We start from the raw sequence: 11,896 nt of genomic DNA, 5'->3' as shown, positions 1-11,896 counted from the left end.
AAATTACTAGTGCAATAAATGAGATTCAAAGAAGCGAGGTCTCTCTTGAAGTAAAGAGGGAGCAAATGAAAGTGTTGCGTCACAAGTACGAGAATGAATTAATTGAATTCAACAAGCTAGCTTTAGAGTTTGGTGAATCATTTTTGGAGAAATATAGATTGGATGATTGTTTAATTAATGCGAGAATTGGCAGTCCTACTCCTTATGGAAACCAGCCTAAAGATTACCTTTGGTCAGGTATTTCTATAGATAAAGATAAGTCTTATAGTTTTCAATATTCTTGGGTGTTTCAAAAAGGAACCTTTGAAATTACATTCTGCTTCGGATCGGGTGGTTCTTCATCAGGTAAAGTTGAAGCTTGGAAAAAAGAAGAGAAAGAAAACAGAATGCGGTTGTCGGAAAGTAGATTCATAGAGTTACTTTCTCAATCCTCTAATCGTCATTTAGTAGAAAAGTTAATGATAGAGGAGAAATTTGTTTTAACTGCTGAGTGGTTAAATACTAGTGGTAAAGACATTTCAACTATTGATGAGTTTCTAATGCGAATTAGAAACAAAACTGGTGCGAAGTGCGGCATTACACGTTATTTTAAGAAAGAAGAGCTACTATCTAGTGGATTTGATCTTGAAAAAAAGATATTTCATTACTTTGAGATTTTCCAACCAATTTGGCAACAGATGCACGATGTTACTACAGCTACAGAACTCTTTGATGTTGAAGGGTTTGAATATGATGAAGAAGAAGCACTGGAGACACCTCTGGTGGATTCACTAACGGTAATCGAGCGAGTATCCACAATCAAGAATTTCATTGCAAATAAAGGCTTCATGTATCCTGACCATTGGATCGAGAACTTCTTCCTATCCCTAAAAACAAAACCATTCGTCATCCTTGCAGGGGTGTCAGGTACTGGGAAAACAAAGCTTGTGAAGCTGTTCGCTGAGGCTGTAGGAGCAACGGCGAGTAATGGCCAGTTCTCATTAGTGCCAGTACGTCCGGATTGGAGTGATCCTTCGGATCTGTTGGGGTACAAGGATTTATCGGGGACTTTTCGCCCTGGGAAGTTAACGGAAATATTGGTTGAAGCTTCAAAGCCTGGTAACCAGCATAAGCCTTATTTTATCTGCTTGGATGAGATGAATTTGGCTAGGGTTGAGCATTATTTTAGTGATCTATTGAGTGTACTAGAGACACAGGAGTGGCATAACCAAAGGATTGTAACAACGCCGCTTATACATAGAGACTCCTTACAAAAGGAGTCAGATAAACAGATGTACGGCAATCTCTATTTGCCAGACAATGTGTACATCGTAGGAACGGTAAATATGGATGAGACGACGCATCCTTTTAGCAAAAAGGTATTAGACCGGGCGAACACAATCGAGTTCAATTACATTGAGCTTGGTCAATATCCGTCATTGGAGGATCTCACAGATCGTACGGATGCCCCCGTGCCTCCTAATTCGTTATTACGGAGCGAGTATTTGCAGCTTGTAGATGTGTATAGGGACTATAAGCAGCTAACGGAGAATACGACGGAGTTATTGGTTAAAATCAATGGAATTTTAGAGCAGATCCATTCACATGTAGGGTTTCGTATTCGGGATGCGGTATGTTTCTATATGATCTATAACGAACGCTTTGGATTGTTAAGTAAGGAAGCTGCATTTGATATGCAGTTGCTTCAGAAGATTTTGCCTCGTATACAAGGTAGTAATGCTTCTGTAAAAAATGCTTTGCTGCAATTAATGCAAGTGGCTCAGGATCGCACCCTGCCTCTTTCGGAATACAGAGAAGATGCCTCGAAGCTTTATCTATCTATGGAAACACTGGCAGCGTCCAAATATCCACATAGTGCACGGAAAATTGCCTTCATGCTACGGAGGTTAGAAGAAGATGGATTTACCTCATACTGGATCTCTTAATCAGAGTAGGGAATTGCTGTGGATTGAGACGAATCTGTTTAATCTCTATATTCAGGGCAAGCCGTTCCATCCTACAGTTGAGACTTTGAATCTTCATCGTAATGTGGATCAGGAGTGGGTGGATGCGCATTTTCATGTTGCTCCGCTTACAGATACACTTTCAATAGAGACGATTGCTGTTTTCAACCATGAGGATGGGGGTGTAAGGAGTTGGAGTTCGGGCGATGTGTGTACGCCAACTTTTTATGAGACGCAGGCCTATGAGCTGGTGATCGAAAAGAAGGGGGATATTTCTTTATCCTTTTTCCATGATAATGTTAATTTGAGGCAGGCTGTTAAACCGTTAGGGAAGATGATTTTGTCGGGGGTTCTTAATTTTCAAAATGAAGTCGGTCAGTCCGAACTTGAGCTTCGTTTGAATGGGGAGGCTATATTTCGTCTTCAACTAGAGATTTTTCCGGCCAAAATTGATTACAAGAACGACTATCAAATGATACTTAATGACGTTAATGCACAGATTTATAATCTATCTTTTGATTTTCTGCGCAAAACATTTAACATGACCGGTTTGAAAGAGACGAATCATCAGAGTTTGACGGAGTATTTTACGATCCTTCAGCATATATTTACGCAGCTTGTTCAAGCTGTTGAACGCATTAAGCTCTCACCCCATTCCAAGCTGCAGAGCGAGAATCGACTGGTAGACGCTGCCCGTGTCAAAAGAGCTGGTAAAGGAAACATCAACTTTCTAGCTAAGCGTCCTCAACTATTAGTGAAAGACTCGGTGAACGGTGTTATTACGGTAAGAGGAGAGCGATATACCCCAACTCACATGCTAGAAAACAGGCGTCATGTTAATTATGATACGGCGGAGAATCGTTTTGTGAAATGGGTGCTTGTACGTATTGAGCAAAAGCTTAAGGACATTAAAACGCGTTTGGCACAGAAAAGCCGCGTGGAAGATCCTGAACTTACGAAGAAATTGAATCTAATGATGAGTCATGTACAACGACTGTTGCAGCATGATTTTCTAGTTGTAGGTGAGATGAGACAACTGTCGATATCTTTGGTCTTACAGTTGGCATCAGGGTACCGGGAGGTATATAGGTATTATTTAATGCTGTTAAAAGGTCTATCGATTCAGAATGACCTATTCCGACTATCGATGAAAGATTTGGCCCAACTCTATGAATATTGGTGCTTCTTGAAGATTCACCACCTTTTAAGCAAAAAATATGAACTATTGAAACAAGATATTATAAAACTCAATCGGAGTGGGCTATTCGTCACACTGGATAAGTCGCAGCAGGCTAAGATGGAGTATAGGAATCCTGTGAATGGTGAGATTTTCACGCTGTTTTATAATGCGCTGCCGAAGGGAGATAAGAGTCCAACTCTTTCTCAGCGGCCAGATAATGTCCTGACTTTGAAGAAAAACGACGCCGCGGCGGAGTATAAGTATATTTTTGATGCGAAGTACCGGATTAATCCGGCTTATGAGGGGACGCCTTATTTTGAGCGATACCGGATGCCGGGGCCGGAAGAAGATGATATTAACACGATGCACCGCTATCGAGATGCGATTGTGTATTCGGAGGGGCAAGGCCAAGAGTACGAGCGGAGCATGTTTGGGGCTTATGTGTTGTTTCCCTATCATGATGAGGAGCGGTTTCAGGAGCATAAGTTTTATAAAAGTGTGGAGCTTATCAACATTGGGGCTTTTCCTTTTTTGCCGAATTCAACGAGCTTGATGGAGAAGTTCTTGGACGAGATCATTATGGATAGCCCAGAGAAAGCTTACGAACGGACGACTAGGCCGAGAGGTACGAAGGAGTATTACAAGGATAAAATGTCGGGTAAAAATGTTTTGGTTGGTGCATTGAGTAAAAAGTCTCAGCTGGAGGCTGCTTTGGAGCATGGATTTTATCATACGCCTTTGCGTAATATAACGGATCATAAGGTGTTGACCCGTATAGAGTACGTGGCATTGTATCAGTCGATTCGTTTGTTCGGCACAGAGGAAGCGGGTATTTCCTGGTATGGAAGAGTGAAGGACTGGAAGGTTGTTCCACGCTCTGCCATAGCAGCGATTCCCTCAAGTCGGGGTGCGACAGATGAGCTTTATGTTGTATTTGAAGTGGACAAGTGGATCCGAAGAGAGACGGCTATTATTCCCGCGGGGCATGGGATTTATCGGATTTTATATACAACGGATTACATTTTTAATAGAGCTAAGGAAGTTTCTGAGCTTCGTTTAGAAACGGAAGAAGAGCTTCGCGACTGGCGAGAGAAGCGGCGTGTGGGTAAGGTTCGCGTGAAGCTTGATCGGGAGCATGTGGATCAGGGGAGTTTGGTTGTGGGGATTGAAGTCGAGTAGGATTAAAAGGCATAAGTTACATGTTCATTTGTGCTTTTTTTAAAATAAAACAAATGTTGATAATTAGTTACTGGGATGGTGAGACTCATGAATCAAATCAAAGATCTCCAAAAGCTTATCAAGCTCACTGGTGATCGTGCTAAGCTAGATGCTAAAGCGAACGAAACTTACATTGTATATAAGACTGCGGAGGGTCAAATTATTAAGGAATTCAATAACGGTGATGTTATTCCTGTTACCGAACAGGATCCCCCTCATGCATGAACTGTCACCTATTATGTACATTTTTGCTGGGAACAATGGAAGTGGGAAAAGCACCATAAGAAACTTCATTGTTGACCGGCTTGGAATAAGTGTTAATTGACCCAGACGCTCTGGCAATGAGTATCGATTCGGTCCATCCTGAGAGTAGAAAAGTGTCTGCAGGAAAAGAAGTCATAAAATTAGCCAAGGAATGTATTCAAAAAAGACGTGATTTTTCGGTAGAATCAAAGACCTCCCTCACACAAACGGTGGAGGTTTTTTTTAAGTTATTGGGATATCTACAGAAACATATTTTACAATAACTCAGTATATATAAATAGTTAAAACAAGAAAATGAAAGAGGTGAGTAAATGAAGAAATTGGACGGCCTCTAACTTCCCCCAAGGAGGTTAGACCAATGAGCAGAAGTTACAAAAAATGCCCAGTATGTACCGATCTCACTTCTCCAAGAAGTAAGTGGGCCAAACGTCAAGCAGCTAAAGCTGTAAGACGACATGACGGGATTATCGAAAATGGAAGATCTTACAGAAAAATATTTTGTTCCTGGAATATTTGCGATTATCGGTTTTATCAGACAAAAGAAAAGGCCATTCTCGAGTGGGAAATGAATGCAAGACTTCATTCAAGATTATCAAAAGAAAGAATACTTAGAAATTGGGAGAAATTCTACAGGAGAAAATAAGTAAGAAGCGTTGGCCAGGGAAGTGCCAGCGCTTTTTGCATTTAATAAGCATTTTTGGCTTAGTGGACAAAAGTACGGAAATAATGGTGATTACCTATATCAGTCCTTTCAAAGGTTGGCGGAGGAACTTCAAACTTATGTCCAAATTTAGTGATGCTAATTTTAGAAAACAACTTTCAACGATATTTATCAGACTTGCTGAGAAAATTGAACAAGATGAACAATTCGCGCAATGGATATTTGAAGGTATCAACTTTTCTAAAGGAAAAAACTCTCAAGGGAAACGCGCGGTACAAATGGAAGTTAAGTCGGTTGTTTCGGAAGCAATTCCTTTGCCTGATATCTTTACAATTATCTCGACAGAAGGCCCTGAGGGTTTAAAAGAACATTTAAATACATATGAAGTTGAGATTCTTATAGATATTGTTTTGAATAACGGCCTGGATCCAGTAAGGAAGGTACGAAAACGGAAAACTAAAAAGAAAATTATAACTTATATTGTCGACGTTATCTCTAAGCAAATGTCCAAAGGGAATACCTTTCTTGATAAGGGGTAAATGAGAGTCGCAGGAGAAAGCACCCGACTACAGGGTGTTTTTTTTATATTACAAAATGGAAGGAATTATGTAACATAATGTCGAATTTATCCAGAAATCTACTCCCACTTAAGATTGGAAAGGAATCCACATCTATGAATAGCGATCTATCTCAATTAGCAATTCAAAGTTTTGTTGCCCCATTTTATTTCATTGCCATGTGCATTGCGCTGTTTACATTTATAGGAGCATTGCTTTATTACAGTTTTCTAAGTAATTGGTTGCACGAGAAGCTTGCGACACTAGTCTGGTTCATTGGAGCCGTTTTTATTTTATTTACAAGCTCTGAGAGGTTTGATGAAATAAAAGATTTCGTTAAAGACTGGACAGTTACAGGGATGATTATAGGAATGTTAATCTCCGCCGTCGCTCTTGGTGTTGTATTTGGTTTACTTTCTAGAAAGAAACAAGGCAGAGCCAAGAAAACGAAATTAAAATCTAGTAGTGTTAAAGTTCAAAGGCCTCGAATGGTACAAAATAGATCAGATGAAGAAATATTAAGTAGTTCGCTCGATCGCTTATCTGGAGCAGAGTTCGAACGATTGCTTGCGCTTTATTTTCGAGATAAAGGCTACGAGGTTAAGGAAGTTGGTGTAGGTGGTAAGGATGGGGGAGTAGATCTAGTCATTATTGACCAACGTGGTGAGAAGACAGCCGTACAAGCCAAATGCTACGCAAACCATAACACTGTTGGTGTACAAATTGTTCGGGAACTGGTCGGAGCTAAAAGAAACCATGATTGCATCTTATCGTTACTAATCACTACTTCGGATTTAAYGGAACCTGCCAAAAAAGAAGCTGAACAGTTCAAAGTTGATTATTGGCATGGGGTGGTTGTAGAGCAGAAATTGAAATCATGGGGAAAATGGCAACCAACGAATAAGAAGATAAAGGTACAACCTGTCAAAGATACAGTTCAAAAAGAAGTACAAAGATCCCAAGCTCAAGTCGCAGTTACTAATGAAACAATATGTACATGTGGTGCTCCTATGGTTACGAGGAAAGGGAGAGAAGGCAAGGCGTTCTTGGGCTGTTCCACATTCCCTAAGTGTAGGCAGACGAGGTCGGTTTAAAAATGAAGGTATCGGATTACCGATACATCCCATATCAAGTTAAAGAGACCTTAGACGCCGTAGCTTCTAGGGTCTCTTTCTTTCCTTCAAGATTAGCTCGCCATCCCCATTATCAACCTCGACAAGATCAATGATCTCCCTAATATCCACAATATTCAAAGCCTCTGCGATTCTAACAATATGAGAGAAATTCACATTCTCCCTCTTCCCATTGGATAATTCACTTAATGCTGCATGTCTTACATCAGATAACCGAGATAATTCCCGTAAGGAAATCTTATGTTGTTTGGTAAGATCGGAGATTTTAACGACTATTTTTTTCACCATGGAGAGCCACCTTTAAGGAATCATAGTTAAATGTTGACTATACGCAATAACGTACCATATAATGTTTTTAAGATTGGTACGCATACAAGTAACATCGTGGAGGTGATTGATATTCAGGAGATACAAATCAAATTCAATGAGTTTGTTGCAGAGGAGAATATGCTCAACCATAGAATTGGAGTATGCAAAGAGTTCATTGAAGTTATGTTAAAGTATGTATCTGACAAGGCGGATTCTATTCATATTCTCACAGCAGAAGACATTGTTACCGCGGTTCATAGGATAGGTCAGGATTTAGACACCGAACTGCTTCATATCAGATTAGAGAAAAGTTTATTGGAAAATAAGTTAAAATAGCGCTAGATGTGACTACATCCGTAACGCTAACAATCCAATCCCCATTCTGGGGATTTTTTGCTTTGTATAGCTTTAAAGCAATAACGAAATTTTTGTCATAATAAAGGGAATTAAGTTGAATTGTGGAATATGTTAATAGGTCTAAGTGACTATGAATGTGCAGGACTATAAAACTACATAAGAACTTAACACGTGCGAGAAGTTTGTAACAAACATATAAACATTTTTTCATTTTAAACAGTAGATTTAGAGGAGGAAGTAGGGTGCGCCAGATAGGGAGAAGTGGATTAACCACGATCTTAGCGATGTTGTTAGTTTTAGGTAGTGTGTTGGCACTGCTGACACCAAGCAATACTGCAAAAGTTGCAGCACAGGATGAAGAATGGGTGTACTGTGCGGATGAGGGGGGATTTTGTGCTTTTTCGGGGACGAAAGAAGTGCTTTACGGGAATGGAGGCTATGGTGTAACTAAGTTTTTTACAGATGGTGTTTCATGCGATACGAGTTCAATCGCCAATTATGACCCCATGCCTGGTGTGTATAAGCATTGTTACATTCGGGATATAGATTTCGCTGGAGGAATGGGTAGTGGGGATAGTCCGTTTCTAATCGCAACTGGGAAACAGCTTGATGCTGTAAGAAAATATACGAACAACTACAGTGTCTATTTTAAACTGATTGCTGACATTGATTTAGGTGGTAGTTCCTACAATGACGGTTCTGGCTGGGAGCCGATCGGGGGAAATTGGGAAGATAGATTTCAGGGTCATATAGACGGTAACGGATTCACAATTTCAAATGTAACGATTAATTGGTCTATTTATGATTTTCGAGGGCTATTTGGATATATTGGTGATCACGGTTCAGTAGCGAACATGAGATTAGAAAATGTAAATGTCACTGGTTACCGATATGTAGCTGGGCTAGCTGGTATGAATGAGGGGACGATCTACAATAGCTACGCTACAGGCAGTGTTAGTGGAGATATACGCGATGGAGAAGATAGTGCTTATATAGGTGGCTTGGTTGGCCGTAATAGCGGGACGATCAGTAGCAGTTATGCTTCGACAAGTGTAAGTGGAACAGTTTCAGCTGCACTTGGTGGTCTGGTTGGTGAGAATTACGATTATGGTCAAATAATAGAGAGCTACGCCACAGGGAGCGTGAGCGGGAATGGCAGAGATGATGCGGGCGGATTAGTAGGCACTAATTTTAGTGGAATCACCAATAGTTATGCTTCGGGACTCGTAAACGGAGTTAATATGGCGCATACGGGTGGCTTGGTCGGGAGTAATAATAATGGCGCTATCTCCAACAGCTTCTATGACAGTGGAACATCCACGCCAGCGGACGAAGGGAAAGGTATCGGCAAAACAACGACTGATATGAAGTCGCATGGTACGTATCAGAGCTGGGAGGGCTTTGACTGGTATCAGCTTCCCAATCAATATCCACGACTTTGGGCGTTTACGTCTTTGACTCAAGGTTCAACTCCAGGAACAACGAAATTAAACCATGTAGCAGAAGGCATGGAGTATTCGGTAGACGGGGAGATTTTCACTCCGATCACAGGCACTTCTCTTGACAATATCATGGTCAATGCAGGAAATACCATGATCATCCGTCTAACAGGAGATAATCCGGGTGAAAAGATATTTACGATTGAGCCAAAGGACATCCAATCGATAACATTCGCTGGAGGAGACGGTACGGCTAACAATCCCTATTTGATTACAACCGATGACCAGTTGAGCGAGGTCAGGAAGCATTTAAACGCTTTTTATAAGCTGACAGCAAATATTGATTTAGGAAGCTATGCGAACTGGATTCCAATCGGTGAGTATGGAGCTAGATTTCAAGGCTATTTGGACGGCAATGGGTACACAATTAAGAATCTAACAATAGATAAGATGGATGATTATAGCGGATTGTTTGCTTTTATAGGTAAACATGGTGGCGTTACTAATGTAGGACTAGAAGAAGTAAACATTGGTGGTCGATCCTATGTTGGTAGTCTAGCAGGTCAGAGTGAGGGTCTAATCAGCAACAGCTACGCTTCCGGCGAAGTGTATGCAGAGGAAGAAATGGCAGGTGGATTGATCGGCTTCAACTTCGATGGAAATATTACTAACAGCTACGCCATAACCGATGTAAGTGGGAGAACGCGAGTAGGTGGATTGGTTGGGAGGAATCATGATTCCGGTTCGATCAGCAATAGTTACGCTGCAGGACGCGTTCTTGCGGATGATTATGAGGCGACAAGCGGTGGTTTAGTAGGGAGTTATTCTAATACGCCTATTAACAACAGCTTTTATGACATGGAGACAACGGACCAAGATGACGAAGGAAGAGGTGTTGGCAAAACAACTGAGGAAATGAAGGACTCGAGCACCTACTCGAATTCAGGTTGGGATTTTGCAAATACCTGGACTTTGAATTCATCGCGAAATAATGGTTACCCCACTTTACGATCTTTCTTCGTTAGTCTGACGTATGATGTGAATGGGGGGATAGGGGGAACTATACCGACTACTAGTACTCTTTTTACACGTGGAGGAACTGTTGGTGTGTATGATGGAGAAGTAGTTAGAAATGGTTATGTTTTTGCTGGATGGAATACATCGGCTGATGGAAAAGGAACGAATTATGCAGCAGCAGAGACCTTTACGATAACGATGGATACAACGCTGTATGCGAAATGGACGCCGGTAACATATACCGTGAACTTCGATTCCAATGGAGGCAGTGGAGTAGCCAGTGTGTACGTGGACTATGATACGATAATCACAGTATCGGTCGAGTCGCCAACGAAAGAGAATTACACGTTTGCTGGCTGGCATACAGAAGATGAGGAGTATGCGACGCAGTGGAATCTTCAAAATGATAAAGTATTAAGCGATATGACGCTGTATGCGAAGTGGACACCGGTACAATATAACGTGAGTTTTGACTCCAATGAAGGTAGTGGAGTAGTTGGTGTGACGGTGGACTATGATACAGCAATCACAGCATCGATCGAACCGCCAACGAAACCGAATTACACATTTGCTGGCTGGTATACAGAAGATGAGGAGTATGCGACGCAGTGGAATCTTCAAAATGATAAAGTATTAGGCGATATGACGTTGTATGCAAAATGGACACCGGTTACATACAATGTGAGCTTCGATTCCAATGGAGGCAGTGGAGTAGCTAGTGTGTTCGTTGACTATGATACGATAATCACAGTATCGATCGAGTCGCCAATGAAAGAGAATTACACATTTGCGGGCTGGTATAAAGATGCTCAGTTAACGGATCCGTGGTTTTTTGGATCGGATAAAGTAGTAGGCAATACAACACTCTACGCGAAGTGGAATCCGATCAACTACACAGTAAACTTCGTGGTGAATAATGACACTGAAATAGCGGGTAAACAAGCAGACTATGATACAGTCATCACCGCACCGACTGTTCCAACGAAAGAGAATTACACATTTGCAGGCTGGTATAAAGAAGCACAGTTAACGAATCCTTGGGTTTTTGGAACGGAAAAGGTGTTAGGCGATACAACACTCTACGCGAAGTGGAATCCGATTAACTACACAGTAAGCTTCGTGGTGAATAATGGCACTGAAATAGCGGGTAAAGAAGCAGACTATGATTCAGTAATCACTGCGCCGACTGTGCCAACTAAAGAGAAATACACATTTGAAGGCTGGTATAAAGAAGCACAGTTAACGAATCCTTGGGTTTTTGGGACAGATAAAGTATTAGGCAATACAACACTCTACGCGAAGTGGACGCCGATTAATTACACAGTAAGCTTCGTGGTGAATAATGGCATTGAAATAGAAGGTAAACAAGCAGACTATGATACAGTCATCACCGCACCGACTGTGCCAACGAAAGAGAATTACACGTTTGCAGGCTGGTACAAAGAAGCAGAGTTAACGAATCCGTGGGTTTTTGGATCGGATAAAGTATTAGGCAATACAACACTCTACGCGATGTGGGATCCGATAATCTACACAGTAAACTTCGTGGTGAATAATGGCACTGAAATAGAAGGTAAACATGCAGGCTTCGATACAGTCATCACCGCGCCAACTGTGCCAACGAAAGAGAATTACACTTTTGCAGGCTGGTATAAAGAAGCACAGTTAGCGAATCCTTGGGTTTTTGGGACAGATAAAGTATTAGGCAATACAACACTCTACGCGAAGTGGACGCCGATTAATTACACAGTAAGCTTCGTGGTGAATAATGGCATTGAAATAGAAGGCAAACAAGCAGACTACGATACAGTCATCACC

9 protein-coding genes are annotated in these 11,896 nt (G+C 41.3%); 8 read left to right on the top strand and 1 reads right to left on the bottom strand.

What is annotated here, in order from left to right:
• Window positions 1-65: 65 nt before the first annotated feature.
• The 6 genes from AB4114_RS22135 to AB4114_RS22110 all read left to right on the top strand — a co-directional run bounded on the left by AB4114_RS22135 (window position 66) and on the right by AB4114_RS22110 (window position 6,917).
• Window positions 66-1,925 (top strand): McrB family protein, encoded by a 1,860-nt coding sequence (locus tag AB4114_RS22135; RefSeq protein WP_441990399.1) that lies wholly within the window; start codon window positions 66-68, stop codon window positions 1,923-1,925.
• Window positions 1,897-4,302, top strand: a complete 2,406-nt coding sequence (locus AB4114_RS22130; RefSeq protein WP_441990398.1) for a DUF2357 domain-containing protein — start codon at window positions 1,897-1,899, stop codon at window positions 4,300-4,302. The genes AB4114_RS22135 and AB4114_RS22130 overlap by 29 nt, the downstream gene beginning before the upstream one ends.
• Window positions 4,303-4,389: 87 nt before the next feature.
• Entirely contained in the window at window positions 4,390-4,566 is a 177-nt protein-coding gene (locus AB4114_RS22125; protein ID WP_441990397.1) for a hypothetical protein, read from the top strand.
• 397 nt (window positions 4,567-4,963) lie between these two features.
• Entirely contained in the window at window positions 4,964-5,248 is a 285-nt protein-coding gene (locus AB4114_RS22120; RefSeq protein ID WP_441990396.1) for a hypothetical protein, read from the top strand.
• Window positions 5,249-5,385: 137 nt separating this feature from the next.
• Window positions 5,386-5,805, top strand: coding sequence for a hypothetical protein (locus AB4114_RS22115; RefSeq protein WP_441990395.1), 420 nt, complete (start codon window positions 5,386-5,388; stop codon window positions 5,803-5,805).
• Window positions 5,806-5,939: 134 nt separating this feature from the next.
• Complete coding sequence (locus tag AB4114_RS22110; protein WP_441990394.1) at window positions 5,940-6,917, top strand: restriction endonuclease; 978 nt, start codon at window positions 5,940-5,942, stop codon at window positions 6,915-6,917.
• 66 nt (window positions 6,918-6,983) lie between these two features.
• On the opposite strand, the gene AB4114_RS22105 is transcribed toward AB4114_RS22110, so the two are convergent.
• Window positions 6,984-7,244, bottom strand: coding sequence for a helix-turn-helix domain-containing protein (locus tag AB4114_RS22105; protein ID WP_441990393.1), 261 nt, complete (start codon window positions 7,242-7,244; stop codon window positions 6,984-6,986).
• A 30-nt stretch (window positions 7,245-7,274) separates the two neighbouring features.
• Between AB4114_RS22105 and AB4114_RS22100 the strand changes: the two genes are divergently transcribed.
• Both AB4114_RS22100 and AB4114_RS22095 read left to right on the top strand, forming a co-directional pair.
• On the top strand, window positions 7,275-7,601 hold the full coding sequence (locus AB4114_RS22100; RefSeq protein WP_441990392.1) for a hypothetical protein: 327 nt from the start codon (window positions 7,275-7,277) through the stop codon (window positions 7,599-7,601).
• Window positions 7,602-7,864: 263 nt separating this feature from the next.
• Window positions 7,865-11,896: InlB B-repeat-containing protein (locus AB4114_RS22095; protein WP_441990391.1), on the top strand; the 4,032-nt coding region annotated here is incomplete at its 3' end.

This window comes from Paenibacillus sp. 2RAB27 (assembly GCF_052115445.1).
GTDB lineage: Bacteria > Bacillota > Bacilli > Paenibacillales > NBRC-103111 > Paenibacillus_E.
The sequence above is the reverse complement of the archived record's forward strand: the minus strand, read 5'-3'. Positions and strand labels throughout refer to the sequence as shown.

What these genes read in the sequence shown, in the direction of transcription:
- AB4114_RS22100 (WP_441990392.1), top strand. Translation starts at nt 7,275, where the DNA reads ATGTTGACTATACGCAATAACGTACCATATAATGTTTTTAAGATTGGT.
- AB4114_RS22105 (WP_441990393.1), bottom strand. Translation starts at nt 7,244, where the DNA reads ATGGTGAAAAAAATAGTCGTTAAAATCTCCGATCTTACCAAACAACAT.
- AB4114_RS22115 (WP_441990395.1), top strand. Translation starts at nt 5,386, where the DNA reads ATGTCCAAATTTAGTGATGCTAATTTTAGAAAACAACTTTCAACGATA.
- AB4114_RS22120 (WP_441990396.1), top strand. Translation starts at nt 4,964, where the DNA reads ATGAGCAGAAGTTACAAAAAATGCCCAGTATGTACCGATCTCACTTCT.
- AB4114_RS22125 (WP_441990397.1), top strand. Translation starts at nt 4,390, where the DNA reads ATGAATCAAATCAAAGATCTCCAAAAGCTTATCAAGCTCACTGGTGAT.
- AB4114_RS22130 (WP_441990398.1), top strand. Translation starts at nt 1,897, where the DNA reads ATGGATTTACCTCATACTGGATCTCTTAATCAGAGTAGGGAATTGCTG.
- AB4114_RS22135 (WP_441990399.1), top strand. Translation starts at nt 66, where the DNA reads ATGAAAGTGTTGCGTCACAAGTACGAGAATGAATTAATTGAATTCAAC.